Origin of the sequence: Streptomyces sp. NPDC088097, assembly GCF_044741845.1 — a bacterium.
Lineage (GTDB): Bacteria > Actinomycetota > Actinomycetes > Streptomycetales > Streptomycetaceae > Streptomyces.
Genome location: NZ_JBIUTJ010000001.1, coordinates 674,116 through 698,626, shown reverse-complemented (window position 1 = coordinate 698,626; position 24,511 = coordinate 674,116). Strand labels below are relative to the sequence as shown.

The window sequence follows — 24,511 nt, the reverse complement described above, 5'->3', positions numbered from 1 at the left end:
CCCCCAGGTAGTTCCGTCGCTTCGGAAACTACCCGAGGGCTCTGACATCGGCAGCCGGAAGGGCCGGAGACCTCAGGTCCCGGGCTTGCGCCCGTACACGTAGACGTCCTCGCCGTTGGTGAGCATGCCCCAGTACGCCTTGGCGTCCGTGCCGGTCATGTTCACGCAGCCGCCGGAGCCCGGCGGGTTCCACATGCTCTTCTCCACCGAGTGGAAGGCGATCCCGCCGTCGAAGAACTGCGCGTAGGGCATCGCCACGTTGTAGAGCGTCGACCAGTGGTTGATGTTGCGGTAGTAGATCTTCTTCAGGCCGGTCCGGGTCGGCGTCTCCGCCTTTCCGGTGCGCACCGCCACCGGCCCGTACTTCAACGTCGAGCCGTCCTGGATCCAGCTGAGCTGTCGCGTCAGGTCGACGCACGCGATCCGCCCCAGGTTGGTCGGGCACTTCCCGTCGGCGTTCGGAGTCTTGCCGGCCGCCCGCTGCGCGAGCATCGTGCTCATCGTCTGCCAGGTCAGCGGCCCGGCGTAGCCCGCGTTGGGCATGATCCCGTGGGTGGTCTGGAAGGCCTGCACCGCCTTGCAGTCGGTCGCCGACTGCACCCCGTCCACCGGCCGGCCCAGGAACCCCTCCACCTGCCGCTGGTAGGGGCCTGTCGTCACGTTGCAGGTGGGGGCGGCCTGCGCCGTCCCGCCCCCCGCCACCACCATCGGCACGGCCATGGCCAGCGCCCCGCCGAACACCACCGCAGCACGCCGCTTGGCGCGCGCGCGTATCGCCATCTGTCCCTCCCCTGCCCCGCCCGGCGGACCGGGGCACCGGTGCCACGGCCCCACGGCGGGTTGCCTACGAGAGAGTAGGGTCTGCGGGCCCGTTCGTCAGGGGGTCCCGCAGGGTGAACTCGTACCTGATCCCGTGCCAGGTCAGCGGGCCGTCGCGGCCGGGGCGAGCAGCCGGCGTTCGGCGCGGGCCGCGCGGGAGCCGTAGAGGGTGATCGAGGCGACCCCCACCACCGCGAGCAGCGCGATCCCGACCGTCGCCGACCACCCGGAGGCGTGGTAGGCCAGCGCCCCCAGGGTGCCGCCCGCGCTGGAGCCCAGGTAGTACGCGGACTGGTAGAGCGCGGACGCCTGCGCCCGGCCCGTCTTCGCGGTCCGGCTCACCGCCGCCGAGGCCACCGCGTGCCCCGCGAAGAAGCCCGCCGTGATCAGCACCAGCCCCGCCAGGATCGCGGCCAGGGAGTCGTCGAGGGAGAGCAGCAGCCCCAGCGCGGTGGTCGTCACGGCCAGGTACAGCGCCCCGCGCCGGCCGGTGCGCGCCACCAGCTGTCCGGCGGCGGCAGAGGAGACCGTACCCACCAGGTACACGAGGAAGATCGACCCGATCACACCCTGGCCGAGCGAGAACGGCTCGTCCACCAGGCGGTAGCCGATCACCGTGTAGACCGCCCCGAAGACGGTCATGAACAGCGCGCCGATGCCGTACAGCCGCAGCAGCAGCGGATCGCGCAGGTGTCCGGCGACCGTACGTCCCACCGCGCGCGGGTTCAGCGAGGCCGCCCGGAAGAACCGCGCCCGGGGCAGCAGCACCAGGAAGGCCACCGCGCACAGCAGGGCCATCGCGCCGACGGTCAACAGCCCGGCCCGCCAGCCCCACGCCTGCGCCGCCCAGCCGGTGACGATCCGCCCGCTCATCCCGCCGATGGAGTTGCCCGCCACGAACAGGCCGATCGCCCCGACCAGCGCCTTGGGCCGGACCTCCTCCGCCAGGTACGCCATCGCGGAGGCCGGGATCCCGGCGATCGCCGCGCCCTGGACGGCGCGCAGCACCACCAGCCACTCCAGGTTCGGCGCGAAGGGCACGAGCAGTGCGACGCCGACCGCGATCACCATCGACCAGGTCATCATCCGGGTCCGCCCGAACCGCTCCGACAGGGCGCTGAGCGGTAGGACGAAGAGGGCGAGGGCGCCGGTGGCCGCGGACACCGTCCAGCTGGCCTGACCCGCCGTCACGCCGAGGCCGGCGGAGATCGCGGGCAGCAGCGCCTGCGTGGAGTAGAGGAGGGCGAAGGTCGCCAGGCCCGCGGCGAAGAGCGCGAGGCTCATCCGGCGGTAGCCGGGGAGGCCGGGGGCGTGGGGCTCGGGAGAGGCGGTCCCGACGGGGTGGGCCGGGGGAGGGAACGACGCGGTGGAGGCACCCGGGATGACGGGTGCCCCGGTATGAGCGGGAGGCATGTCACGACGGTAGCCCCGGCTCTTTTCATGCGTCCAATGCACAGAATCGAGATAATCGATCCACTCACGCATCAACGCAGCTCAGGGACGTGCATGTCAGCGAACCGTTACGAAGAAGACATGGCCGTGACAAATTTGCTGGCCCCCCGGCTGGCCTGGTTCGCCGCCGTGGCCCGGCACGAACACGTCACGCGCGCCGCCCAGGAACTGGGCGTCCCGCAGTCCACCCTGTCCCGCGCCATGGTCCGCCTCGAACAGGACCTCGGCGTCACCCTGTTCGCCCGCAAGGGCCGTACCGTCGCCCTCACCACGGCCGGCCGCAGCTTCCTCGCCTCCACCGAAGAGGCCCTGGACGGCATCGCCCGCGCCGCCGGTTCCGTCCAGCGGGACGCCGACGCGGACCTCGGGAAGGTCGCCTTCGGCTTCCTGCACACCCTGGGCCCCGAGACCGTACCCGGGCTGATCCGCGCCTTCCGCGCCGACCACCCCCGCGTACGGTTCTCCCTGGTCCAGAACTACGGCGAGGCCATGCTGGAGAAGCTCCGGGCCGGCGAGCTCGACCTCTGCCTGACCTCGCCCCTGCCCGACGCCCCCGACCTGGTGGCCCGCCGCCTCGACGAACAGCGGCTGCGCCTGGTGGTCCCGGACGACCACCGCCTGGCCGTGCGCAAGCGGATCCGCCTCGCGGAGGCCGCCGAGGAAACCTTCGTCACCCTGGAGCCCGGCTACGGCCTGCGCCGCATCACCGACGACCTGTGCGCGGAGGCGGGCTTCACCCCCAGGGTCGCCTTCGAGGGCGAGGAGGCCGAGACCCTGCGCGGGCTCGTCGCCGCCGGCCTCGGCGTGGCCCTGCTCCCGCCCCCGGCCGTGCCCCGACCCGGGGTGGTGGAGCTGACGGTGACGGCCCCGCGCGCCGTCCGGGAGATCGGCGTGGCCTGGCTGGACGGCCACCCGGACACCCCGCCGGTCGCGGCCTTCAAACGGTTCCTGCTCTCCCGCCGGGGCCGCCTCATCCCCGAACTGGACCCGTCCTAGACCGCCGGCCGCCCAAGACCGCTACGCCCCCGAGGCCTCCGGAGCCGGCGCGGACACGGAGGCGGACGCCGGGTGGGCGGCGAGCAGGTACCCCGCCTGGAAGCGGGACTTGGCCCCGACCGCCCGCATGATCTCGGCGATGTGTCGTTGGCAGGTCCGCTCCGACATGCCCAGTCGGCGCGCGATCACCTTGTCCTCCAGCCCCTCCGACAGCAGCCGTACGATCGTCTGCCGCAGCTCGTCCGACAGGGACCGCGCCGCCTCCGGGCTCACCGTCGTCGGGAAGGGCTGCGCGCCCACCCAGGAGCGCTCGAAGGCCTCCGTCATGAAGTGCACGACGCTCGGCTCCCGCACCACCAGCGCCGCCCCGCTGCGGTCGGGCACCGCGATCAGCCCCGTGTGCCGGTCGAAGATCAGCATCCGCATCAGCCCGTCGCCGAGCGTGCGCACCTGCGCCCCGAGCGCCGTCACCCGCTCGACGTACGCCGCCGTCGGCCGCGAGTACCGCGCCGTGTGCTGGTAGATCGTGCGCATCCGCACCCCGCGCCCCAGCAGCGACTCGTCCCGGCCGACCGCCTCCTCCAGGGCGTCCAGCGGCCGGCCGCCGCCGGGCTGGGAGGTGAGCAGCTCCCGTTCGCATCCGGCCGCCAGCTCGGTGATCAGCCCGCGCACGGCCCCCAGGTCGGTCACCAGCTCCAGTCGGCCGGTCCCGCCCGGATCCCGGTGCGCGGCCCCGGCCTCGAACGTCGGTACGAGGGACTCCAGGCGCCCGCGCAGTCGGTCCATCTCGTCGTGGGTCTCCCGTGCCAGCAGCGCGAGCGGGGCCAGCGACCGCGCCGCCGCCGCCCGGGGGGCCACCGCGCTCCACCGCTCCGGCCCCTCGCCGGGGGCCCGCTGGAGCAGGTGCGCCGAGGCCAGCTCGGTGACGGCGGCGCCCGCGCGGGCGCCGAGGGCGGTGGTGGCCTCGGCCGCGGTGAAGGCGTGCCGCTCCACGGCGTACGCGTACAGGCGGTGCGCCGCGGGGCTCAGCTCGCTCCCGGGCGGACCGCCGGCGACGGTGGGGCCGGCTCCGGAGCCGTTCACGCCGGTTCCGTACCGCGCACCACCGTTCACTCTCTCGTCCTCGGCTGGCATATGCGTATTCGTCCCTGGCTGTCCCGGTTCGTAAACCCCTCGTGTTCCCGCAAGGCGACAACTCGACGCCTGAACGGCCGCTTCCGGCATATGCCGAACCGGCACAGTGAGCACACGGCGTGACGGGGGGAGCGCGGGATGCGGCACCAGACGACCGGTCGGCGACACCAGCCCCTGGCGGTCCTGCTCAGCCCGCGCCCCGCCGAGGTCGCCGCCGCCCGCAGGGCGGGTGCGCGCACCGTGGTGGTCGCGCCGGATCCGGACGTGCCATCCGACCGTGAGGGGGCGGAGCGGCGGGTACGCACGGACTGGCGCGACCACCGCCGCCTCGTCGGGGCCGTCGCCGACCTCGCCGAGGTCCGTGACGGCCGGGCGGCCGTCTTCGGCTTCGATCCCGCCACGGCCCTCGCCGCCGCCCGCGCCAACGCGGCGCTCGGCCTCACCGGCACCCCGCCCTCCGCCGTGCTCGCCCTGCGGGACAAGGCCGCCCTGCGCGTCCTGTCCAACACCCTGTACCCCACCCGTCCCGTCTCCTTCGCCCGCTGCGGCCGGGCCTCCCTGCTCCCGTTCCTCACCACCCTGATCGGCTACCCCTGCGTGATCAAGCCCCGCGCCGGAGCCCACGGGGAGGGCGTGCGCCTGGTCCACGACGAGGCGGGGGCGCGGACCGCCGTCCCCGACTACCCCGAGGTCACCGACCTCCTGGTGGAGGAGTACCTGGAGGGGCCCGCGCTCACCGTCGAGGCCCTCTCCCGCGAGGGCCGCCACCGGGTGCTGGGCTGGAGCCGCCGACTGCCGGGCCCGGCCCTGACCGCGGGCGGCCACGAGGCCCCGGTCGCCCTGGACGCCCCCCTGGCCGAAGCCGTACGCGCCCTCGTGCGCGGGACCCTCGACCTCGCGGGCCACCACGACGGCCCCTCCCACGCCGAGGTCGTCCTCACCGACCGGGGGCCCCGCCTGGTCGAGGCGCATGCCCGCCCGGGCGGCGAGGAGCTGACCCAACTGCTCCGCCTCGCCCACGGCACCGACGTGCTCGCGCTCGCCCTCGCCGCCGGACTGAGCCTGCCCGACCCCCCGCGCCGACCCCGCGCCACCCACGCGGGACTGCGCTACGTGGACTTCCCGCCCGGCCTGCGCCTGGCCGAGGCCGCCCCCGCCCTGGCGCGGGCCCGCGCCCTGCCCGGCGTGGTGAGGGTCCGGCTCCAGGTCCCGCCGGACGCGACGGTGCGCAGCGCCCCCACCGGGACGCTGCACCACGCCCACCTGATGGCCACGGCCCCGACGGCCGCCGCCCTGACCCGCGTCCTCGACGGGGCCGCTGCGCTGCTCTTACAGGGCCCGGGGCGGGCCGGACCCCGGGCCGCCCGTCAGGGTGACTGCGGCCTGGCGTAGTCCCCGTAGCCCGTCCAGTCCACCGCCACGCAGGCCTCGTCGCCCACCACCCAGGCGTCGTGCCCGGGGGCCACCTGCATGAAGTCGCCGGGCCCGTAGTCGTCGCCCTCGCCGTCGTCCATCACGATCCTCATCCGGCCGCTCACCACGTAACCGGTGTGCGCGGCCGTGCAGCTGTCCGTGCCGGCGATCGGCTTCACGTGCTCCGACCAGCGCCAACCGGGCTCGAACACCGCCCGGCCCACCGGCCCGCCGCTGGTTTCGATCAGGTCCAGCCGACCCTTGCCGTCCTGGAACGGCCGCGTCTCGTCCGCGCCGTCGAAGTTCCTGCGCACCAACCCGGCCATCACGATCGCCTCCCGGAGACGAATCCCCGACTCCACGCCTTTCCCCGAGTCCACTTCCCAGCCTACGCTCGGGGCCCGCCCGCGCCGGGGCGGCTCAGCCCCGCAGCGAGCGGCCGAATCCGGAGGCCAGCGGCATGCGCAGGCCCAGCGGGGGCGGCGCCGCGAGGGCGTCCGTGACCGGCCGCGAGTAGCGCCCGGAGAAGACCGCGCCCAGGACGAAATCGACCGCGAGGGCCACCACCTCCGCCTGGTGCTCGCGCAGCCCGTGGCCGTCGGAGTGCACCTCGAACCGGCAGGTGGAACGGTTCGCCTTCTTCGCCCGGGCCGCCAGCAGGAAGGAGGACTCCGGATCGCTGTGCGCGTCGTTCGTGCCGTGCACGATCAGCACTTGGCGGCCGGCGAGCTGCTTCACCGGTTCAGGGGAGTCCTCGTCGGCCGCCTCCGGCAGCGAAGGGGCCAGCGCCAGCACCGCGTTGACGGCCGGGTGACCCGCCGCCCGCAGCGCCGCCCGCCCCCCGACGTCGTAGCCCACCAGGCAGACGGGCACGTCCCCGTAGAGCCGTACCACCTCGTCGGCGGCCCAGTCGGCGGCCTCCTCCCGCGAGCACTCCCCGTGCAGGACCGTGTGCGCGACCAGCCCCCGCGCGCCTCCCGCCCTGACCAGGGCCCGCCCGAGGGGGCGCACCGGGCCGGGCGACCATCTGGACGCCCCGGGGAGGAGGAGCGCCACACCACTGACCGTAGGGACCGAACCGTTCGCGCCGGCCACCCGCCCGAGGCGGGATCCGCGCGCCGGCGGCGCATGCTGTGCCATGGCGCGATTTTCGCAGGGAACCGCGCGGATCGATCCGGCCCGGACCCGCCTTTCTCGCAAGGGAGTTGACCGGACACGCACGGTTGACCGGAGCGGCCGGGTGGGCGGTCCCGTCCCGCGCACGCCCCCGAGGGCGCGGCGGGGAAGGTCAACGTTCCATATCGGCGGCCGGCCGCGTCCCCCGCTCTACGCGCGTAGGAGCTAGAGTGCCCAGATGACGAGCGAGACCCCCAACCTGCCCACTCCGGATCAGATCCGCCGCTCCCCGAAGGTGCTGCTCCACGACCACCTCGACGGTGGACTGCGCCCCGGGACCATCATCGAGCTGGCCCGCGAGGTCGGCTACGAGAACCTTCCCGAGACCGACGCCGACAAGCTCGGCATCTGGTTCCGCGAAGCCGCCGACTCCGGCTCCCTCCCGCGCTACCTGGAGACGTTCGCGCACACCTGCGCCGTCATGCAGACGAAGGAGGCGCTCTTCCGGGTCGCCGCCGAGTGTGCCGAGGACCTGGCCGAGGACGGCGTCGTCTACGCCGAGATCCGCTACGCGCCCGAGCAGCACCTGGAAGCCGGCCTCACCCTCGAAGAGGTCGTCGAGACGGTGAACGACGGCTTCCGCGAGGGCGAGCGCCGCGCCAAGGCCAACGGCCGCCGCATCCGCGTCGGCGCCCTGCTGACCGCCATGCGCCACGCGGCCCGCGCGCTGGAGATCGCCGAGCTGGCCAACCGCTACCGCGACAACGGCGTGGTCGGCTTCGACATCGCCGGCGCCGAGGCCGGGTTCCCCCCCACCCGCCACCTCGATGCCTTCGAGTACCTCAAGCGCGAGAACAACCACTTCACGATCCACGCCGGCGAGGCCTTCGGCCTGCCGTCGATCTGGCAGGCCCTGCAGTGGTGCGGCGCCGACCGCCTCGGTCACGGCGTGAAGATCATCGACGACATCGAGGTCGCCGCCGACGGTTCGGTCAAGCTGGGCCGCCTGGCCTCGTACGTCCGGGACAAGCGCATCCCCCTGGAGATGTGCCCCACCTCGAACCTCCAGACCGCCGCGGCCGCCTCGTACGCCGAGCACCCGATCGGGCTGCTGCGCAAGCTGCACTTCCGGCTGACGGTCAACACCGACAACCGTCTGATGAGCGGCACCAGCATGAGCCGCGAGTTCGAGCACCTGGTGGACACCTTCGGCTACTCGCTCGACGACATGCAGTGGTTCACCGTCAATGCGATGAAGTCCGCGTTCATTCCTTTCGATGAACGACTGGCCATGATCAACGAGGTGATCAAGCCCGGTTACGCGGAGCTGAAGTCGGAATGGCTGTTCCGGCAGACCGCCTCGACCAGCGGTTCTGTCTCGGCCTAGGCCAAGACCTGACGTACCGAAAGCGCCCGGGGGCAGCAACTCCCGGGCGCTTTCTCGTATTTAAGGATGTTTGCGGGCGGGGGTTTGAAGTGACTAGTTTGCGGAGCCGCTCAATTCCCCGTAGCAAGGACGATCTTTCATGAAGAAGTCTGCCAAGACCCTCGGTGTCGCCGTGCTCGGTGCCGCTTTCGCCGTCACCGCCGCCGGTGCCGCCTCCGCCGCCCCGGCCGTCGGCCTGACCGACGCCCTCGGCTCGGCCACGGGCGCCCTCCAGGGCATCACCAGCCAGCAGCAGGTGGCCCCGCAGGACGGACAGGCCCCGTCGAGCGACCCGGCGGCCCCCGTCACCGGCCTGCTCGGCGGACTGGCCCCGGCCACCGGCGCCCTGAACGGCCTCGGAGGCTGACGCCTTCGCGATACGTACACACGCGCGCCGGGCGCACACCTCTTCGAGCAGGTGTGTGGCCCGCCGCGCGGTGTGCCACGATCACCACCAACTGCCCGCCGACTTACGGGGTATGAGGTTCGGTCATGCGTATCAAGGCACCATTCACCACACCCGCGGCCACGCTCGCGCTGCTCCCCGCCCTGCTCCTCGGGGCCGCCGGATGCAGCAGCGGCACGAGCGGTACGAGCGGCTCGGACGCGGCCGGGAAGGCCCCGGCGCCCCGGGGATCCGCGAGCGCCTCCGCACCGGCCCCCTCCGGCGTTCCGGCGGTCTCCGCCGCGCCCAAGGCCAAGGACTCCCGGCTGGAGGCCTCCGCCCTCGTGCAGGGCGATCTCGCCGGCTACCAGGTCTCCGCCCAGGGCAAGAACCCGAACGCCCCCAAGGGGCAGCCCCGGGCCGACAAGAAGGTCTGCCAACCGCTGGCCGACATCATGGGCGACAAGCCCGACCCGGCCGCGCGCGAGACCGTCGACCGCGGCATCGGCTCCCAGAAGCAGATCGGCCTGGCCGTCTCCGCCACCGTCAGCTCCTACGCGGAGGCCGACGCCAAGCAGGTCCTGTCCCGGCTGCGCGAGGCCGTCGCGGCCTGCGGCAAGGGATTCAACGCCACCGTCGAGCAGCAGACCGGCAGCTACCGGGACGTGCGGGCGGTCCCGTACAAGACCGCCGGTGACGAGAGCGTCAGCTGGACCACCACCGCCACGGGACAGGGCGTCTCGGCGCAGGTGCACCTGCTCGTCGTCCGCGAGGGTTCCACCGTCGTACGGCTGATGGCCCTCCAGGTGGCGGGCGTCGACAAGAAGGCGCTCGTGCCGCAGGAAGTGGCCGACAAGCAGCTGGAGAAGATCTCCAAGGCGGGCTGAGGGCGCCGCCCGTCGGGACTACCAGGCGGTCGGCGCCCCGGAGGCGGAGCCCTTCTCGTTGGGCATGAGCAGCCACAGCGCCAGGTAGATCAGGAACTGCGGGCCGGGCAGCAGGCACGAGACGACGAAGATGATCCGCATCGTCCTCGACTTGATTCCGAAACGTCGCGCGAGCCCGGCGCAGACGCCACCGATCATCCGTCCGTCACGGGGGCGGGTCATCGCGCTCATGGGTTTCTCCTTCGTAGGGAACCGCGCCCGGCCGGACAGCCCCGCGCGATGCCTCAATACTCGCGCGGCACCGCCGAAAGGACCTCGGTCCACGGGTCGATGCCGACCCTGGCAATTCTCGGGGTGGGCCCCTGAGAACGCCGCAGCCTGGCCCTGAGGGCCGGCACGACCGCGAGGTGCGCCAGCACCACACCGGCGGTGTTCAGCAGCAGCGAGTCCACGTCCACGACCTGACCCGGGACGGCGGTCTGGAGCATCTCGATGCTCAACGAGACCAGCACCGCCGCGCCCGCCGTCCGCGCCAGCGAGGACCAGGCGCCCAGCGAGGATCCCGAGAACCGGCCCCCGGCCAGCGGCAGCAGCACGCCCAGCGGGGCCAGCAGCGCCAGCCCCTCGCCGATCCGGCGGGCCGCCTCCAGGGGACCGTAGGCGAGGTCCGCCTTGATGCCCTCCAGGAAGGTGAGGTTGGCCGCCGCCGCCCAGGGGACGTCCAGGGGCCGCAGGGTGAGCCAGCCGACGAGGACCAGATGCGCGGCCAGCAGGACCCCGCTCAGGAGTCGTGGCCGGAGCGTGAGCTGTGTGGCGGCGCTGCCGCTGCCCTCATGACGGTGCACGCCAGGAAGGACGCGCCCCCCGGTGGGACCGGTTCCGCTCACCACGGTCGAGTGACGGGGCCCACCCCGGGCCCACCCGGGAGCCCGCTCAGCCGAGCGTGAGCAGGAGGACGAGGGCGACGGCCCCCGCCACCGCCGGCGCGATGATCTCGTAGGCCCAGCGCACCGTGACGGCGCCCTGCGCGCCCGGCCGGGCCGCCCCGCGCTCGGCCAGCCCGCGCAGCTCGTCCACGACCTTGTCGGCCAGGGCCCGGGGCGGGCCCTCGGCCTCGGCCGGACCCTGCGCCCCGAGGCCCTTTCCGCTGAGCGCGTCGCGCCGGTTCAGGGCCCGCCCGGCCTTCTTGCGCTCGCGCAGGGACACCGGCACGGACCAGAGCTGGTACTTCGAACCCTCCGCCAGCACCTCCGCCGAGTACCCCGCGCGCACGGCGTCCACGGCCGCCCAGGGCAGCGTGACCAGGCGGAACGGATTGCGGATCCGCAGCCGGTCGTCATTGGCGAAGACCGCCGGACGCAGGGTGAAGGCGACCGCCAGCGGTACGGCGAAGAGGGCGACGGCCAACGCGATCCACCGGGTGTTCCCCTCGCCGCGCACCAGGGCGTCCCCGCACAGCCACGCGATCAGGGCGAGCAGCAGCACCCCGGTCGCGAGGGCCAGGGGAGAGCGGTAGACGCGGTCGGCGTAGACCGGCTCGTCGGGGGAGGGCGTAGTCATGCGGCCGATTCTGCCCCATCGCCGCGCACCGGCATCCGGGCGACGACGGCCCCGCCGCCATGGCGGACGTCACGCCCCCATGTGCGCGGATATGTGCGCGAGGGGGGTGACAGGTCGCTACGCGCGTAGATATGCTCTGGTGGTGACCATGCCCACCACCCTCACCGCATTCGCTGACGTGACGACGTCCGACAGTGCGCTGCGCCGCTTCCTGCACGGGCTGCCCGGCGTCGACGCTGTCGGCCTGGAGGCCCGCGCGGCCTCCCTCGGCACCCGCTCGATCAAGACGACGGCCAAGGCGTACGCCATCGACCTGGCCATCTCGATGATCGACCTGACGACGCTGGAAGGCGCGGACACCCCCGGCAAGGTCCGGGCGCTCTCCGCCAAGGCCGTGCACCCCGACCCGACCGACCGCACCACGCCCACGACCGCCGCGGTCTGCGTGTATCCCGACATGGTGGCCACCGCCAAGGCCGCGCTGAACGGAGCCGACGTCAAGGTCGCCTCCGTCGCCACCGCCTTCCCGGCCGGCCGCGCCGCGCTGCCCGTGAAGCTCGCCGACACCCGTGACGCCGTCGCCGCCGGCGCCGACGAGGTGGACATGGTCATCGACCGCGGAGCCTTCCTCGCCGGCCGCTACCTGGACACGTACGAACTGATCAGGGCCGTCAAGGAGGCGTGCGTCCGCCCCGACGGCAGCGCCGCCCGACTCAAGGTCATCTTCGAGACCGGCGAGCTGTCGACCTACGACAACATCCGCCGCGCCTCCTGGATCGGCATGATGGCCGGCGCCGACTTCATCAAGACGTCCACCGGCAAGGTCGGTGTCAACGCCACCCCGGCGAACACCCTGCTGATGCTCGAAGCCGTCCGCGACTTCAAGGCGCAGACCGGCGTCCAGATCGGCGTGAAGCCGGCCGGCGGCATCCGGACCACCAAGGACGCCCTCAAGTTCCTCGTCCTGGTCAACGAGACCGTCGGCGAGGACTGGCTGTCCAACCACTGGTTCCGTTTCGGCGCCTCCAGCCTGCTGAACGACCTGCTGATGCAGCGCCAGAAGCTGAGCACCGGCCGTTACTCCGGTCCCGACTACGTGACGGTGGACTGATCACCATGGGTTCTGTTTTCGAGTACGCACCGGCTCCCGAGTCCCGCTCGGTCGTCGACATCGCCCCCTCCTACGGCCTCTTCATCGACGGCGAGTTCACCGACGCCGCCGACGGCAAGGTCTTCAAGACCGTCTCGCCGAGCAGCGAGGAAGTCCTCGCCGAGGTGGCCCAGGCGGGCGCGGCCGACGTGGACCGCGCCGTCAAGGCCGCCCGCAAGGCCTTCGAGAAGTGGTCCGCGCTGCCCGGCTCCGAGCGCGCGAAGTACCTCTTCCGCATCGCCCGGATCATCCAGGAGCGCAGCCGCGAGCTGGCCGTCCTGGAGACCCTGGACAACGGCAAGCCGATCAAGGAGACCCGCGACGCGGACCTCCCGCTGGTCGCCGCGCACTTCTTCTACTACGCGGGCTGGGCCGACAAGCTCGACCACGCCGGCTACGGCGCGAACCCGCGCCCCCTCGGCGTGGCCGGCCAGGTCATCCCGTGGAACTTCCCGCTGCTGATGCTCGCGTGGAAGATCGCCCCGGCGCTCGCCACCGGCAACACCGTGGTCCTCAAGCCCGCCGAGACCACGCCCCTGTCGGCGCTGTTCTTCGCGGACATCTGCCGCCAGGCGGGCCTGCCCAAGGGCGTCGTCAACATCCTCACCGGCTACGGCGACGCGGGCGCGGCCCTCGTCGAGCACCCGGACGTGGACAAGGTCGCCTTCACCGGCTCGACCGCGGTCGGCAAGGCCATCGCCCGTCAGATCGCCGGTACGGACAAGAAGGTCACGCTGGAGCTGGGCGGCAAGGGAGCCAACATCGTCTTCGACGACGCCCCGCTCGACCAGGCCGTCGAGGGCATCGTCAACGGCATCTTCTTCAACCAGGGCCAGGTCTGCTGCGCGGGCTCGCGCCTGCTGGTCCAGGAGTCGATCCACGACGAGCTGCTGGACTCCCTCAAGCGCCGGCTGTCCACGCTGCGCCTGGGCGACCCGCTCGACAAGAACACCGACATCGGCGCGATCAACTCCGCCGCCCAGCTCGCCCGGATCACCGCGCTCGCGGACACCGGCGAGGCCGAGGGCGCCGAGCGCTGGTCCCCGGCGTGCGAGCTGCCGTCCGCCGGTTTCTGGTTCGCCCCGACGCTCTTCACGAACGTCACCCAGGCGCACACCGTCGCCCGCGACGAGATCTTCGGCCCGGTCCTGTCCGTGCTGACCTTCCGTACGCCCGACGAGGCCGTCGCCAAGGCGAACAACAGTCAGTACGGCCTGTCCGCCGGCATCTGGACGGAGAAGGGCTCGCGGATCCTCGCGGTCGCCGACAAGCTCCGCGCCGGTGTCATCTGGGCCAACACGTTCAACAAGTTCGACCCGACCTCGCCCTTCGGCGGCTACAAGGAGTCGGGCTTCGGTCGCGAGGGCGGCCGGCACGGCCTGGAGGGCTACCTCGCCCCGTCGAACCCGAAGGGTGAGCGCTGATGGCAACCGTTGAGTCCTCCGCGACGCGTCTGAGCGTCTTCAAGACCTACAAGCTGTACGTGGGCGGGAAGTTCCCGCGTTCCGAGAGCGGTCGGGTGTACGAGGTGAGCGACAGCAAGGGCAAGTGGGTGGCCAACGCGCCGTTGTCCTCCCGCAAGGACGCGCGTGACGCGGTCGTCGCCGCCCGCAAGGCCTTCGGCGGCTGGTCGGGCGCGACCGCGTACAACCGCGGCCAGGTCCTCTACCGCGTCGCCGAGATGCTGGAGGGCCGCCGGGAGCAGTTCGTCCGCGAGGTCGGCGAGGCCGAGGGGCTGTCCAAGTCCAAGGCCGCGGCCGTCGTGGACGCTGCCATCGACCGCTGGGTCTGGTACGCGGGCTGGACCGACAAGATCGGCCAGATCGTGGGCGGGACCAACCCGGTCGCGGGCCCGTTCTTCAACGTCTCCAGCCCGCAGCCGACCGGTGTGGTCACGGTCGTCGCCCCGCAGGACTCCTCGTTCCTGGGCCTGGTCTCGGTGATCGCCCCGGTGATCGCCACCGGCAACACCGTCGTCGTCATCGCCTCGGAGAAGTCCCCGCTGCCCGCCCTGTCCCTGGGCGAGGTGCTGGCCACCTCCGACGTGCCCGGCGGCGTGGTCAACATCCTGTCCGGCAAGGCCTCCGAGATGGGCCCGCACCTGGCCTCCCACCAGGACGTCAACGCGATCGACCTGGCCGGCGCCGACGTGGCGCTCGCCAAGGAGCTGGAGATCGCCGCGGCCGACAACCTCAAGCGCGTCCTGCGTCCACAGCCTGTGGACGACTGGAGCGCGGACCCGGGCACCTCCCGCCTGACCGCGTTCCTGGAGACCAAGACGGTCTGGCACCCGACGGGTTCCCTCGGCGCGGGCGGCTCGTCCTACTGAGCCCCGACGCCCCACGAACCGGCCCCGGCAGCGTCCCCCGCGCTGTCGGGGCCTTCGTGTGCCCGGGGGAGGGCTACTTGGGGAGCACCGGCCCCAGCAGGGAGGTCGCGGCGGCCGTCGGCAGTTCGCTCACCGAGGGCCCCTGGGTCAGGATCCCGGTGACCATCCCGGTGCCCACCGACGGGAAGTCGGCGACCTTGGTGGCCACCCCGTTGTCGAGGGGGTCCACGCCGGTGTGCGCGAGGGGGTTCACCTTCAGGTTCGCGATGGGATCGGCGACCCCGGCCAGGGCCGCCGGGACGGAGAGCTCCCCTGCCTGGGCGCCGCCGGCCGCCATCGCCAGGGCCGCTCCGGCCATGGAGAGGGTCAGGCCCGCGGTGCGGAGCCGATGCGGAGGGGTGGGGGCTGCGTGACGTGCCATGGTTCCCGCCTGTGGTCGTAGTCGCGTGGCCACACAGGGTAGTCGAGGTGGATCCCCGGTTTCCAACCGGCGGCCCGGCGAGGGATGTGAGGGTTCTCGCAGGGGACGTCGCGGGTGTGTCGATACCCCCGGTCATGCGTCACACTTATTTCCCGTGAGCCGTTCATCTCCCCTCCCCACGCGCGTCGTCCTGCTGACCGGTCCCTCGGGGTCCGGCAAGTCCCGGCTCGCGGCCCGCTCGGGGCTGCCCGTCCTGCGCCTGGACGACTTCTACAAGGAGGCGACGGACCCGACCCTCCCGCTGGTCGAGGGCAGTTCCGACATCGACTGGGACTCGCCGCTCTCCTGGGACGCGGACACCGCCGTCGCGGCCATCGCCGAACTGTGCGCGACGGGCCGGACCGAGGTCCCCGAGTACTCCCTCGCCACCTCCTCGCGGACCGGCACGGAGACCCTGGACATAGCCCGCACCCCGCTGTTCATCGCGGAGGGCATCTTCGCCGCCGACATCGCGGCCCGCTGCCAGGAACGGGGACTCCTCGCCGACGCGCTCTGCCTGCGCGGCCGTCCCTCCACCACCTTCCGCCGCCGACTGGCGCGCGACCTGCGCGAAGGCCGCAAGTCCCTGCCCTTCCTGCTGCGGCGCGGCCTGCGCCTGATGCGGGCCGAACGCGGCATCGTGGCCCGCCACACCGCCCTCGGCGCCCATCCCTGCGGTCGCGACGAGGCCCTGGGCCGACTGGCCGCCGCCGCGGCGGGCCGCCACCGCGCGACCGCCACCCCCGCCTAGGACGCCCCCAGGCGTCACCGCGGCAAAGCGAAAAGGCGGGATCACGCGGACCCCCGGCCGCTTGATCCCGCCTCTTCTCCCCGTGGCCACCGTCCCACCCCCCGCGGGACGGCCCCCCTGGCCCATGGTCTCGACGGCCCCTCGCGGGGCCCGTCCGGTTACGCGACGAGCTCCCCGAAGGACTCCGCCTCGTCGCGACCGAAGCTCAGCGCCTCGTCCTCACGCATCCGGCGCAGCGAGCGCCAGATGCTCGACTTCACGGTGCCGACGCTGATGCCCAGGATCTCGGCGATCTCCGGGTCCGTACGGCCCTCGTAGTAGCGCAGTACCAGCATCGTGCGCTGGGCCTCCGGGATCCGGGTCAGGGCCTGCCACAGCACCGCGCGCAGCTCCGTGCCGCGCATCGCGTCCGTGTCGGAGGCCGTCTCCGGAAGTTCCTCGGTCGGGTACTCGTTCAGCTTGCGCCGACGCCAGGCGCTGATGTGCAGGTTCGTCATCGTGCGCCGCAGGTAGCCGCCGACCGCGGCCTTGTCGCTGATCCGGTCCCAGGCGCGGTACGTGGAGAACAGCGCGCTCTGGAGCAGGTCCTCGGCCTCGTGCCGGTCACCGGTGAGGTGGAAGGCCGTCGCGTACAGCGCGGCCCGCCGCTCCCGGACGTACGCGGTGAACTCGGCCTCCGCGGCGGAGGACGGGGTGCGCGGTGCGGGAACCGCCTGGTACTGGTTCGCGTCAATGGCTGTGACGTGCGCCGGTCGCGGACGGGCGACCGTCACCGTACGGACACCCGCCCGGCGGTTCACATCGTGCAGCCGCGTGACAACCGCGCTGGTGGTGGTGCTGTGCAGCGTGTTCATCTCGCGCCCCCCGTCGTGGAGTCTGCTTGGGTCCGTTGTTCGATGACAGAAGCCTGCCCGGCCGAGATAACCGGGCTGTCCTGCGACTGTCACAGGCCTGTCACAGCGGGGCCCGCCCGGATACGTCACGCCCGACGGTCGAACTCGTGAGGAACGATGGGACAGAATGAGCGCGTGCCTTTCCTGTTGCTGATCGAGGACGACGACGCCATCCGCACGGCCCTCGAACTCTCCCTGTCACGCCAGGGCCACCGTGTGGCCACCGCGGCGACGGGCGAGGACGGCCTGAAACTGCTGCGCGAGCAGCGGCCGGACCTGATCGTCCTCGACGTGATGCTGCCCGGGATCGACGGCTTCGAGGTGTGCCGGCGCATCCGGCGCACCGACCAGCTGCCGATCATCCTGCTGACCGCCCGCAGTGACGACATCGATGTCGTCGTGGGCCTGGAGTCCGGAGCCGACGACTACGTCGTCAAGCCCGTCCAGGGCCGGGTCCTCGACGCCCGGATCCGGGCCGTGCTGCGCCGCGGCGAGCGCGAGGCGAGCGACTCCGCCGTCTTCGGCTCCCTGGTCATCGACCGGGCCGCCATGACCGTCACGAAGAACGGCGAGGACCTCCAGCTCACCCCGACCGAGCTGCGGCTGCTCCTGGAGCTCAGCCGCCGGCCCGGCCAGGCGCTGTCCCGCCAGCAGTTGCTGCGCCTGGTGTGGGAGCACGACTACCTCGGCGACTCGCGCCTCGTCGACGCCTGCGTGCAGCGGCTGCGCGCGAAGGTCGAGGAGGTTCCCTCCTCCCCGACCCTGATCCGCACCGTCCGGGGCGTCGGGTACCGGCTGGACTCCCCGCAGTGATCAGAGCCCTGTTCGCGGGCAGGCGTTGGACCAGCCTGCGGCTGCGGCTCCTCGTGGTGTTCGCCCTGGTGGCGCTGACGGCCGCGGTCTCCGCCTCCGGGATCGCGTACTGGCTCAACCGGGAGGCCGTGCTCACCCGGACCCAGGACGCGGCCCTCGGCGACTTCCGCCAGGAGATGCAGATCCGGGCCGCCGCCCTGCCCGCCGACCCGACCTCCGAGGAACTCCAGCGCACCGCCGACCTCATGGCGGGGAGCAGCCCCGGCTACAGCGTGCTGCTCGTCGACGAGCGCAAGGACGGCCACAAGGTGTTCGGCGCGGCGGGCGCGGACTCCTTCGGGCTGGACGACGTACCGAAGTCCCTGCGGAGCGCGGTCGACGACGAGCAGAAGACGACCGCCGCCAACGACGCCGAGTACCACATGTACTGGCAGCGCACGAAGCCGAAAGGCAACCCCTACCTGGTCGGCGGCACCCGGATCGTGGGCGGCGGACCGACCGGCTACATGTACAAGTCCCTCGCCACCGAACGGGACGACCTGAACGCGCTGGGCTGGTCGCTGACCATCGCCACCGGGCTGGCGCTGCTCGGTTCGGCGCTGCTCGCCCAGGCCGCCTCGCGGACCGTCCTCAAGCCCGTACAGCGCCTCGGCGACGCGGCGCGGCGGCTCGGCGAGGGAGAGCTCGACCACCGTCTGGAGGTGTCGGGCACCGACGAACTCGCCGATCTGGCGCACACCTTCAACAAGACGGCGGAGGCGCTGGAGAAGAAGGTCGTCGACATGACCGCCCGCGACGAGGCGAGCCGCCGGTTCGTGGCCGACATGTCGCACGAACTCCGCACGCCGCTGACGGCGTTGACGGCGGTCGCCGAGGTGCTGGAGGAGGAGGTCGACGACCTCGACCCGATGATCGCCCCGGCGGTGGCCCTCGTCGTCAGCGAGACCCGGCGGCTGAACATCCTGGTGGAGAACCTGATGGAGGTCACCCGCTTCGACGCCGGCACGGCCCGTCTGGTCCTCGACGACGTGGACGTCTCCGACCAGGTCACCGCCTGCATCGACGCGCGCGCCTGGCTCGACGCGGTGGAACTCGACGCCGGGCGCGGGACCATGGTGCGCCTGGACCCGCGGCGGCTCGACGTGATCCTGGCCAACCTGATCGGCAACGCGCTCAAGCACGGCGGCTCGCCGGTGCGGGTGTCGGTGGTCGTGGAGGGGGAGTGGCTGGTCATCGCGGTCAGGGACAACGGCCCGGGCATCCCGGAGGAGGTCCTGCCGCACGTCTTCGACCGCTTCTACAAGGCGAGCGCTTCCCGACCGAAGTCGGACGGCAGCGGGCTCGGCCTGTCGATCGCGATGGAGAACGCGCACATTCACGGCGGCGACATCACCGCCGCCAACGGGGCGGACGGCGGGGCCGTGTTCACGCTGCGCCTGCCGGTGGACGTGGGGACGGTGATCGCCGGTGACACGGCTGACGAGGGTGCGTAGGGCCGCGGTCGCCGTGAGCCTGCTGGTCCTCACCGGGTGCGGGATCCGGGCCACGACCGTACCGGTGGACGTGGGTCCGGCGCCGTCGCGGGTGTCCTGCGACACCCCGGAGCAGCCGAGGGCCGGACAGAGCGGGGTCCAGGGCTTCCGGGCCACGGTGGAACTGGTCTGCGGATCGCAGCTGGTGGGTGTGGAGCGGATCGTCCCGGTGCCGGAGAAGCGTCAGCTGCGGGATCCCGTCGCGCTGGTCGCGCAGGCGCTGCTGGAGCAGTTGGAGCGGCAGTCCTCCGGGGAGGAGCGGGACGCGGGCTTCACCAGCGTGGTCCCGCAGGGCCTGTCGGCGGGGGCGCCGAGGCCGGGCGACGCGACCGGGACGGTCCGGTTGAGCCGCAAGCCCGAGGACCTGGAGCCGGTCGCGCTGGCGCAGGTCGTGTGCACCCTGGCCTCCAGCGACGCCGTCTCGGCCGGCGCGGGCCCGGTCGTCCTGGGCGGCCCGGACGCGGACCCGCCGCGGGCGTGGGAGTGCACGGACGCGGTCCGCTCCCGTCCGGAGTCGATCCCGACCCTGGGCGAACTGGTCGACCCGACCGCCGGCGCGACCGCCCCGACCCCTTCCTGACGCGTCCGCCGCACACGACCCGGCCCCCCGAGCGGGGCTCGGGGGGCCGGAGCGGCGGGCGGGGCGGGTCAGATGCCCATGGCCACCGAGAGGTCCTTCTTGATCGCGTCCAGGACTTCCTGGCCGCGGACGCGGGCGGCGGCGAGGTCGAAGGCCCCGGCCACCGGGACCACGACCTCCAGGTAGCACTTGAGCTTGGGCTCCGTGCCGGACGGGCGGGCGATGACGCGCGCCTTGTACGCGCCGTCCAGGTGGTAGCGCAGGCCGTCCGTGGGCGGCAGCGCGGCCGTGCCGAGGGAGAGGTCCTCCGCCGAGACCACCCGCAGGCCCGCCAGGGACACCGGCGGGCGGGCGCGCAGGGCGGCCATCGCGTCGGCGATGACCGACAGGTCCGAGACGCGCACCGACAGCTGGTCGGTGTGGTGCAGGCCGTGGGCCAGCGCCAGGTCGTCCAGCAGGTCCGTCAGGGTGCGGCCCCGCTCCTTCAGCTCCGAGGCCAGCTCCGCCACCAGCAGGGCGGCGGTCACGCCGTCCTTGTCGCGGACGCCCTCGGGGTCCACGCAGTAGCCGAGCGCCTCCTCGTAGCCGTAGCGCAGGCCCTCGACGCGGGCGATCCACTTGAAGCCGGTCAGGGTCTCCTCGTAGCCGACGCCCGCCGCCTCCGCGATCCGGCCCAGGAGGCTGGAGGAGACGATGGACTCCGCGAAGACGCCGCGGGCGCCCTTGTCGACCAGGTGGGCCGCCAGCAGCGCGCCGACCTCGTCGCCGCGCAGCATCCGCCAGCCGGCGGGCGCGGAGGCGTCCGGGACGGCCACCGCGCAGCGGTCGGCGTCCGGGTCGTTGGCGATCACGATGTCCGGTCCGGCGGCGGCGGCCGTCGCGAAGGACAGGTCCATCGCGCCGGGCTCCTCCGGGTTCGGGAAGGCCACCGTCGGGAAGGCCGGGTCCGGCTCCGCCTGCTCGGCGACGAGCACCGGTGCCGGGAAGCCGTGCCGGGCGAAGGCGGCCAGGACGACGTCCTTGCCGACCCCGTGCATGGCCGTGTAGACCGTCCGCACACCGCGGGCGGACCCGGGGGTCAGCACCGCGTCCGTACGCTCCAGGTAGGCCTCCAGCACCTCGTCGCCGAGGTCCTGCCAGCCCTGCTCGGGCCGGGGGACGGAGGCCAGCGGGCCGATCGCGGCGATCCGGGCCGCGATCTCGGTGTCCGCCGGGGAGACGATCTGGGAGCCGTCGCCGAGGTAGACCTTGTAGCCGTTGTCCCGGGGAGGGTTGTGGCTCGCGGTCACCTCGACGCCGGCGACGGCGCCCAGGTGCCTTATGGCGTACGCGAGGACGGGCGTCGGCAGCGGTCGGGGCAGGACGGCCGCGCGCAGCCCGGCGCCGGTCATCACGGCCGCGGTGTCGCGCGCGAAGTCCGCCGACTTGTAGCGGGCGTCGTACCCGACGACGACCAGGCCGCCTTCGTGGCCCTGGTCCTTGAGGTAGGCCGCCAGGCCCGCCGCGGCACGGATGACCACGGCGCGGTTCATCCGCATCGGGCCCGCGCCCAGCTCGCCGCGCAGCCCGGCGGTGCCGAACTGGAGCGTGCCGGAGAACCGGTCCGCGAGTTCGGCGGTGTCGCCCGCCGAGACGAGGGCGGCGAGTTCGTCCGCCGTCTCCCGGTCGGGGTCCTCGGCCAGCCAGGCCTGGGCCCGTGCGATCAGATCGTCCTGCACTACTTCCGCCTTGTCTCTCGTACGGTGCCGGTGCCTCAGATGCGGGCGAGGACCTGGGTCAGCAGCTTGCCCATGCGGGCGGCCGAGTCACGGCCGGCCTGGAGGACCTCTTCGTGGTTCAGCGGCTCGCCGGACAGGCCGGCCGCCAGGTTGGTGACCAGGGAGATGCCGAGCACGTCCGCGCCGGCCTCACGGGCCGCGATGGCCTCCAGCACGGTGGACATGCCGACCAGGTCGGCGCCGAGGACGCGGACCATGTTGATCTCGGCCGGGGTCTCGTAGTGCGGGCCGGGGAACTGCACGTAGACGCCCTCTTCGAGGGTGGGGTCGATCTCCTTGCACATCGCGCGCAGCTTCGGCGAGTACAGGTTCGTCAGGTCCACGAAGTTCGCGCCGACGATGGGCGAGGTGGCCGTCAGGTTGAGGTGGTCGCTGATCAGCACCGGCTGGCCGGGCTGCATGCCCTCGCGCAGGCCGCCGCAGCCGTTGGTCAGGACGATGGTCTTGCAGCCGGCGGCGACGGCGGTGCGCACGCCGTGGGCGACGGCGGCCACGCCGCGGCCCTCGTAGTAGTGGGTCCGGCCGAGGAAGACCAGGGCGCGCTTCTCGCCGATCTGGTACGAGCGGATCGTGCCGCCGTGACCCTGGACGGCGGCCGGCGGGAAGCCGGGCAGCTCGGTGACCGGGAACTCGGCCTCGGGGGCGCCCAGCGCCTCGGCGGCGGGGGCCCAGCCGGAGCCCATGACCAGGGCGACATCGTGGGAGTCGACGCCGGTCAGCTCGCGCAGGCGGGTGGCGGCGGCGTCGGCGGCGGCGAAGGGGTCGATAACAGATGCGTTCACGCGGACGAGCGTAACCGCTCTCGGCCTACGCGCGTAGATGGCGCAGCTCACGGTGTTCGGATCGTTGTCTTGTCGTTTCCGCCGAATCGTTCCCGTAGAGGGGCGGGGCCTCAGCAGGGGCGCTTGCGCAGTTCCATCACGTAGTCGTGGGGGGCGCCGGCGGACTCGGCGGCGTCGGCCAGCTCGCCCAGGTAGCGCGCGGAGGGCAGGCCGCCCTCGTAGCCGTTGAGGACGTAGAGCCAGGCGGCTTCCTCGCCGTCCAGGGTGTGGACCCGCACGCGCATCCGGCGGTAGATGTCCATGCCGACGCCCTCCCAGCGGTCCATGGACTCCTCGTCGAGCGGGGCGATGTCGTAGAGCGCGACGAAGATCTGCTGGCGGGGGGCTTCGACGATGGTCGCGAGCGCGCCTTCCCAGCCCATCTGCTCGCCGCCGAAGGTCAGCCGCCAGTCGTTGATCCAGCCCGTGCCGCGCAGCGGCGAATGCGGAGCGCGGCGCGTCATCAGCCGCGGGTCGAGGTTGCCGGCGTACGCGGCGTAGAGCGACATGTGGTCGAGGGTACGGGAGGGGCGGGTCGGGACGCGTGCCCGGCCGCCGCGACCGCCCCCGCGCCCCGTCGGGACCGGGCCGGGCGGCCCCGGGCACCCGGCTCCGCACCGGATGGCGGGACCGGGCGCGAAGCACCTTGAAGCGTGCGGGACAATGGAGCACGCAATGCATCCCCCGGGGAGACCCCCCGGATCACCGGCCGGGGCGGCAGCCGGCCGGGTAGACGTGAGGCGGATTTCGTGACCCGGATCGTGATCATCGGCGGCGGACCCGGCGGGTATGAGGCAGCCCTGGTGGGGGCCCAGCTCGGCGCGGAGGTGACCGTCGTCGACTGCGACGGTCTGGGCGGGGCGTCGGTACTGACCGACTGCGTTCCCTCGAAGACGCTCATCGCGACGGCCGAGGTCATGACGACCTTCGACTCGTCGTACGAGGAGCTGGGCATCGTCGTCGCGGACGACACCCCGCACATCGAGCAGGCCGCGCGCGTGGTCGGCGTGGACCTTGGCAAGGTGAACCGGCGCGTCAAGCGCCTGGCGCTGGCCCAGTCCCACGACATCACGGCCTCCGTGACCCGGGCCGGCGCCCGGGTCCTGCGCGGACGCGGCAAGCTGGGCGGCCCGCAGGGCATCGACGGCACGCGCGACGTCATCGTCACCGCGGCGGACGGCACCGAGACGATCCTCACCGCCGACGCCGTGCTGATCGCGACCGGCGGACACCCCCGCGAGATCCCCGACGCGATGCCCGACGGGGAGCGGATCCTGAACTGGACCCAGGTCTACGACCTGGAGGAGCTCCCCGAGGAGCTCATCGTGGTCGGCTCGGGCGTGACCGGCGCCGAGTTCGCCGGCGCCTACCAGGCCCTCGGCTCCCGGGTGACCCTGGTCTCCTCGCGCGACCGGGTGCTCCCGGGCGAGGACCCGGACGCGGCGGCCGTCCTGGAGGACGTCTTCCGTCGTCGCGGCATGAACGTCATCGGGCGCTCGCGCGCCGAGTCCGCCAAGCGGGTCGGGGACCGGGTCGAGGTGACCCTGTCCGACGGGCGGGTCATCACCGGCACCCACTGCCTGATGGCGGTCGGCGCGATCCCGAACACCGGGAACATGAACCTGGAGGAGTCCGGGGTCCGGCTCAAGGACTCCGGCCACATCTGGACCGACAAGGTCTCGCGCACCTCCTCCCCGGGCGTGTACGCGGCGGGTGACGTGACCGGCATCTTCGCGCTGGCTTCCGTGGCCGCCATGCAGGGCCGCATCGCGATGTACCACTTCCTCGGCGACGCGGTGACCCCGCTGAACCTCAAGACCGTCTCCTCGAACGTCTTCACCGACCCCGAGATCGCCACCGTCGGCTACACCCAGTCCGACGTGGACTCGGGCAAGATCGACGCCCGTGTGGTGAAGCTGCCGCTGCTGCGCAACCCGCGCGCCAAGATGCAGGGCATCCGGGACGGGTTCGTGAAGATGTTCTGCCGTCCCGGCACGGGCATCGTGGTCGGCGGCGTGGTCGTCTCGCCGCGCGCGAGCGAGCTGATCCACCCGATCTCGATCGCCGTCGACAACAACCTGACCGTCGAGCAGATCGCAAAAGCGTTCACCGTGTACCCCTCCCTGTCCGGATCGATCGCCGAGGTCGCCCGTCAGCTGCACACCCGCAAGGCGGCCGGCGAGGTCTGAGGTCGCGCCAACCACCCCCGCCCGCAG

General features: G+C 72.8%; 26 protein-coding genes. 13 read left to right on the top strand and 13 right to left on the bottom strand.

Annotated elements, in window-relative coordinates; translation table 11 throughout:
- Window positions 1-72: 72 nt before the first annotated feature.
- On the bottom strand, window positions 73-720 hold the full coding sequence (locus ACIOD1_RS03055) for a L,D-transpeptidase (protein ID WP_365622972.1): 648 nt from the start codon (window positions 718-720) through the stop codon (window positions 73-75).
- Between the two features lie 201 nt (window positions 721-921).
- On the bottom strand, window positions 922-2,232 hold the full coding sequence (locus ACIOD1_RS03050; RefSeq protein WP_365622765.1) for an MFS transporter: 1,311 nt from the start codon (window positions 2,230-2,232) through the stop codon (window positions 922-924).
- A gap of 120 nt (window positions 2,233-2,352) precedes the next feature.
- On the opposite strand from ACIOD1_RS03050, the gene ACIOD1_RS03045 reads away from it, so the two are divergent.
- Complete coding sequence (locus ACIOD1_RS03045; protein ID WP_365622763.1) at window positions 2,353-3,267, top strand: LysR family transcriptional regulator; 915 nt, start codon at window positions 2,353-2,355, stop codon at window positions 3,265-3,267.
- A 21-nt stretch (window positions 3,268-3,288) separates the two neighbouring features.
- Here ACIOD1_RS03045 and ACIOD1_RS03040 read toward each other — a convergent pair whose 3' ends face one another.
- On the bottom strand, window positions 3,289-4,350 hold the full coding sequence (locus tag ACIOD1_RS03040; protein ID WP_401899817.1) for a LuxR C-terminal-related transcriptional regulator: 1,062 nt from the start codon (window positions 4,348-4,350) through the stop codon (window positions 3,289-3,291).
- Between the two features lie 189 nt (window positions 4,351-4,539).
- On the opposite strand from ACIOD1_RS03040, the gene ACIOD1_RS03035 reads away from it, so the two are divergent.
- Window positions 4,540-5,793 carry an ATP-grasp domain-containing protein gene (locus ACIOD1_RS03035; protein ID WP_365622759.1) on the top strand — a complete coding sequence of 418 codons (1,254 nt, stop codon included), beginning with the start codon at window positions 4,540-4,542 and terminating at the stop codon, window positions 5,791-5,793.
- Here ACIOD1_RS03035 and ACIOD1_RS03030 read toward each other — a convergent pair.
- Together ACIOD1_RS03030 and ACIOD1_RS03025 are read right to left on the bottom strand one after the other, a co-directional pair.
- Window positions 5,769-6,140: a cupin domain-containing protein gene (locus ACIOD1_RS03030; RefSeq protein WP_365622757.1), complete on the bottom strand. Its 372-nt coding sequence runs from the start codon at window positions 6,138-6,140 to the stop codon at window positions 5,769-5,771. The two genes, ACIOD1_RS03035 and ACIOD1_RS03030, sit on opposite strands and share 25 nt — an antisense overlap.
- Window positions 6,141-6,234: 94 nt before the next feature.
- Window positions 6,235-6,954: an alpha/beta hydrolase gene (locus ACIOD1_RS03025; protein ID WP_401899814.1), complete on the bottom strand. Its 720-nt coding sequence runs from the start codon at window positions 6,952-6,954 to the stop codon at window positions 6,235-6,237.
- 214 nt (window positions 6,955-7,168) lie between these two features.
- Here ACIOD1_RS03025 and ACIOD1_RS03020 point away from each other — a divergent pair, with 214 nt between their 5' ends.
- The 3 genes from ACIOD1_RS03020 to ACIOD1_RS03010 all read left to right on the top strand — a co-directional run bounded on the left by ACIOD1_RS03020 (window position 7,169) and on the right by ACIOD1_RS03010 (window position 9,628).
- Window positions 7,169-8,317, top strand: a complete 1,149-nt coding sequence (locus ACIOD1_RS03020; RefSeq protein ID WP_365622753.1) for an adenosine deaminase — start codon at window positions 7,169-7,171, stop codon at window positions 8,315-8,317.
- Window positions 8,318-8,456: 139 nt separating this feature from the next.
- The gene (locus ACIOD1_RS03015; protein ID WP_365622751.1) at window positions 8,457-8,723 is read left to right on the top strand and encodes a hypothetical protein; all 267 of its coding nucleotides are present in this window, start codon (window positions 8,457-8,459) and stop codon (window positions 8,721-8,723) included.
- 125 nt (window positions 8,724-8,848) lie between these two features.
- The gene (locus ACIOD1_RS03010; RefSeq protein ID WP_365622749.1) at window positions 8,849-9,628 is read left to right on the top strand and encodes a hypothetical protein; all 780 of its coding nucleotides are present in this window, start codon (window positions 8,849-8,851) and stop codon (window positions 9,626-9,628) included.
- An 18-nt stretch (window positions 9,629-9,646) separates the two neighbouring features.
- Here the strand turns inward: ACIOD1_RS03010 and ACIOD1_RS03005 are convergent, their stop codons facing one another.
- From ACIOD1_RS03005 to ACIOD1_RS02995, 3 genes are all read right to left on the bottom strand, one after another.
- Complete coding sequence (locus ACIOD1_RS03005; RefSeq protein WP_365622747.1) at window positions 9,647-9,859, bottom strand: PspC domain-containing protein; 213 nt, start codon at window positions 9,857-9,859, stop codon at window positions 9,647-9,649.
- Between the two features lie 53 nt (window positions 9,860-9,912).
- On the bottom strand, window positions 9,913-10,473 hold the full coding sequence (locus ACIOD1_RS03000; RefSeq protein ID WP_401899810.1) for a VanZ family protein: 561 nt from the start codon (window positions 10,471-10,473) through the stop codon (window positions 9,913-9,915).
- 88 nt (window positions 10,474-10,561) lie between these two features.
- Window positions 10,562-11,188, bottom strand: coding sequence for a PH domain-containing protein (locus tag ACIOD1_RS02995; protein ID WP_365622745.1), 627 nt, complete (start codon window positions 11,186-11,188; stop codon window positions 10,562-10,564).
- Window positions 11,189-11,336: 148 nt separating this feature from the next.
- On the opposite strand from ACIOD1_RS02995, the gene deoC reads away from it, so the two are divergent.
- Genes deoC through ACIOD1_RS02980 form a run of 3 tightly spaced genes read left to right on the top strand, consistent with a single transcriptional unit; the run spans window position 11,337 to window position 14,667 of the window.
- Window positions 11,337-12,299 carry a deoxyribose-phosphate aldolase gene (deoC, locus tag ACIOD1_RS02990; protein WP_365622968.1) on the top strand — a complete coding sequence of 321 codons (963 nt, stop codon included), beginning with the start codon at window positions 11,337-11,339 and terminating at the stop codon, window positions 12,297-12,299.
- 5 nt (window positions 12,300-12,304) lie between these two features.
- Complete coding sequence (locus tag ACIOD1_RS02985) at window positions 12,305-13,762, top strand: aldehyde dehydrogenase family protein (RefSeq protein WP_365622743.1); 1,458 nt, start codon at window positions 12,305-12,307, stop codon at window positions 13,760-13,762.
- Window positions 13,762-14,667: an aldehyde dehydrogenase family protein gene (locus ACIOD1_RS02980; protein ID WP_365622741.1), complete on the top strand. Its 906-nt coding sequence runs from the start codon at window positions 13,762-13,764 to the stop codon at window positions 14,665-14,667. Before ACIOD1_RS02985 ends, ACIOD1_RS02980 begins: the two co-directional genes overlap by 1 nt.
- Window positions 14,668-14,740: 73 nt before the next feature.
- Here ACIOD1_RS02980 and ACIOD1_RS02975 read toward each other — a convergent pair whose 3' ends face one another.
- Entirely contained in the window at window positions 14,741-15,088 is a 348-nt protein-coding gene (locus tag ACIOD1_RS02975; protein ID WP_365622739.1) for a hypothetical protein, read from the bottom strand.
- Here ACIOD1_RS02975 and ACIOD1_RS02970 point away from each other — a divergent pair.
- Window positions 15,087-15,878: a uridine kinase gene (locus ACIOD1_RS02970; RefSeq protein WP_401899807.1), complete on the top strand. Its 792-nt coding sequence runs from the start codon at window positions 15,087-15,089 to the stop codon at window positions 15,876-15,878. The genes ACIOD1_RS02975 and ACIOD1_RS02970 overlap by 2 nt on opposite strands.
- 158 nt (window positions 15,879-16,036) lie before the next feature.
- On the opposite strand, the gene ACIOD1_RS02965 is transcribed toward ACIOD1_RS02970, so the two are convergent.
- A complete protein-coding gene (locus ACIOD1_RS02965; protein WP_365622735.1) occupies window positions 16,037-16,732 on the bottom strand; it encodes a SigE family RNA polymerase sigma factor in 696 nt (231 codons plus the stop codon).
- A 174-nt stretch (window positions 16,733-16,906) separates the two neighbouring features.
- On the opposite strand from ACIOD1_RS02965, the gene afsQ1 reads away from it, so the two are divergent.
- From afsQ1 to ACIOD1_RS02950, 3 genes are read left to right on the top strand one after another with little or no spacing between them, the layout of a single operon-like run.
- A complete protein-coding gene (gene afsQ1, locus ACIOD1_RS02960) occupies window positions 16,907-17,584 on the top strand; it encodes a two-component system response regulator AfsQ1 (protein ID WP_180291024.1) in 678 nt (225 codons plus the stop codon).
- The gene (locus ACIOD1_RS02955) at window positions 17,581-19,077 is read left to right on the top strand and encodes an ATP-binding protein (protein ID WP_401899804.1); all 1,497 of its coding nucleotides are present in this window, start codon (window positions 17,581-17,583) and stop codon (window positions 19,075-19,077) included. The genes afsQ1 and ACIOD1_RS02955 overlap by 4 nt, the downstream gene beginning before the upstream one ends.
- A 13-nt stretch (window positions 19,078-19,090) precedes the next feature.
- Window positions 19,091-19,696 (top strand): hypothetical protein, encoded by a 606-nt coding sequence (locus ACIOD1_RS02950; protein WP_401899802.1) that lies wholly within the window; start codon window positions 19,091-19,093, stop codon window positions 19,694-19,696.
- Between the two features lie 68 nt (window positions 19,697-19,764).
- On the opposite strand, the gene ACIOD1_RS02945 is transcribed toward ACIOD1_RS02950, so the two are convergent.
- The 3 genes from ACIOD1_RS02945 to ACIOD1_RS02935 all read right to left on the bottom strand — a co-directional run bounded on the left by ACIOD1_RS02945 (window position 19,765) and on the right by ACIOD1_RS02935 (window position 22,804).
- Window positions 19,765-21,414, bottom strand: a complete 1,650-nt coding sequence (locus ACIOD1_RS02945; RefSeq protein WP_401899800.1) for a phospho-sugar mutase — start codon at window positions 21,412-21,414, stop codon at window positions 19,765-19,767.
- A gap of 35 nt (window positions 21,415-21,449) precedes the next feature.
- Window positions 21,450-22,256, bottom strand: coding sequence for a purine-nucleoside phosphorylase (locus ACIOD1_RS02940; protein WP_365622727.1), 807 nt, complete (start codon window positions 22,254-22,256; stop codon window positions 21,450-21,452).
- A gap of 110 nt (window positions 22,257-22,366) precedes the next feature.
- Entirely contained in the window at window positions 22,367-22,804 is a 438-nt protein-coding gene (locus ACIOD1_RS02935; protein WP_365622725.1) for a gamma-glutamylcyclotransferase, read from the bottom strand.
- Between the two features lie 240 nt (window positions 22,805-23,044).
- On the opposite strand from ACIOD1_RS02935, the gene ACIOD1_RS02930 reads away from it, so the two are divergent.
- Window positions 23,045-24,484: an NAD(P)H-quinone dehydrogenase gene (locus ACIOD1_RS02930; RefSeq protein ID WP_365622723.1), complete on the top strand. Its 1,440-nt coding sequence runs from the start codon at window positions 23,045-23,047 to the stop codon at window positions 24,482-24,484.
- Window positions 24,485-24,511 lie beyond the last annotated feature (27 nt).

Excerpts from the sequence above, each read along its gene's own strand:
- ACIOD1_RS03055 (WP_365622972.1), bottom strand. The coding sequence starts at position 720 with ATGGCCGTGCCGATGGTGGTGGCGGGGGGCGGGACGGCGCAGGCCGCC.
- ACIOD1_RS03050 (WP_365622765.1), bottom strand. The coding sequence starts at position 2,232 with ATGCCTCCCGCTCATACCGGGGCACCCGTCATCCCGGGTGCCTCCACC.
- ACIOD1_RS03045 (WP_365622763.1), top strand. The coding sequence starts at position 2,353 with ATGGCCGTGACAAATTTGCTGGCCCCCCGGCTGGCCTGGTTCGCCGCC.
- ACIOD1_RS03035 (WP_365622759.1), top strand. The coding sequence starts at position 4,540 with ATGCGGCACCAGACGACCGGTCGGCGACACCAGCCCCTGGCGGTCCTG.
- ACIOD1_RS03030 (WP_365622757.1), bottom strand. The coding sequence starts at position 6,140 with ATGGCCGGGTTGGTGCGCAGGAACTTCGACGGCGCGGACGAGACGCGG.
- ACIOD1_RS03025 (WP_401899814.1), bottom strand. The coding sequence starts at position 6,954 with ATGGCACAGCATGCGCCGCCGGCGCGCGGATCCCGCCTCGGGCGGGTG.
- ACIOD1_RS03020 (WP_365622753.1), top strand. The coding sequence starts at position 7,169 with ATGACGAGCGAGACCCCCAACCTGCCCACTCCGGATCAGATCCGCCGC.
- ACIOD1_RS03015 (WP_365622751.1), top strand. The coding sequence starts at position 8,457 with ATGAAGAAGTCTGCCAAGACCCTCGGTGTCGCCGTGCTCGGTGCCGCT.
- ACIOD1_RS03010 (WP_365622749.1), top strand. The coding sequence starts at position 8,849 with ATGCGTATCAAGGCACCATTCACCACACCCGCGGCCACGCTCGCGCTG.
- ACIOD1_RS03005 (WP_365622747.1), bottom strand. The coding sequence starts at position 9,859 with ATGAGCGCGATGACCCGCCCCCGTGACGGACGGATGATCGGTGGCGTC.
- ACIOD1_RS02995 (WP_365622745.1), bottom strand. The coding sequence starts at position 11,188 with ATGACTACGCCCTCCCCCGACGAGCCGGTCTACGCCGACCGCGTCTAC.
- deoC (WP_365622968.1), top strand. The coding sequence starts at position 11,337 with ATGCCCACCACCCTCACCGCATTCGCTGACGTGACGACGTCCGACAGT.
- ACIOD1_RS02985 (WP_365622743.1), top strand. The coding sequence starts at position 12,305 with ATGGGTTCTGTTTTCGAGTACGCACCGGCTCCCGAGTCCCGCTCGGTC.
- ACIOD1_RS02980 (WP_365622741.1), top strand. The coding sequence starts at position 13,762 with ATGGCAACCGTTGAGTCCTCCGCGACGCGTCTGAGCGTCTTCAAGACC.
- ACIOD1_RS02970 (WP_401899807.1), top strand. The coding sequence starts at position 15,087 with ATGGTTCCCGCCTGTGGTCGTAGTCGCGTGGCCACACAGGGTAGTCGA.
- ACIOD1_RS02975 (WP_365622739.1), bottom strand. The coding sequence starts at position 15,088 with ATGGCACGTCACGCAGCCCCCACCCCTCCGCATCGGCTCCGCACCGCG.
- ACIOD1_RS02965 (WP_365622735.1), bottom strand. The coding sequence starts at position 16,732 with ATGAACACGCTGCACAGCACCACCACCAGCGCGGTTGTCACGCGGCTG.
- ACIOD1_RS02935 (WP_365622725.1), bottom strand. The coding sequence starts at position 22,804 with ATGTCGCTCTACGCCGCGTACGCCGGCAACCTCGACCCGCGGCTGATG.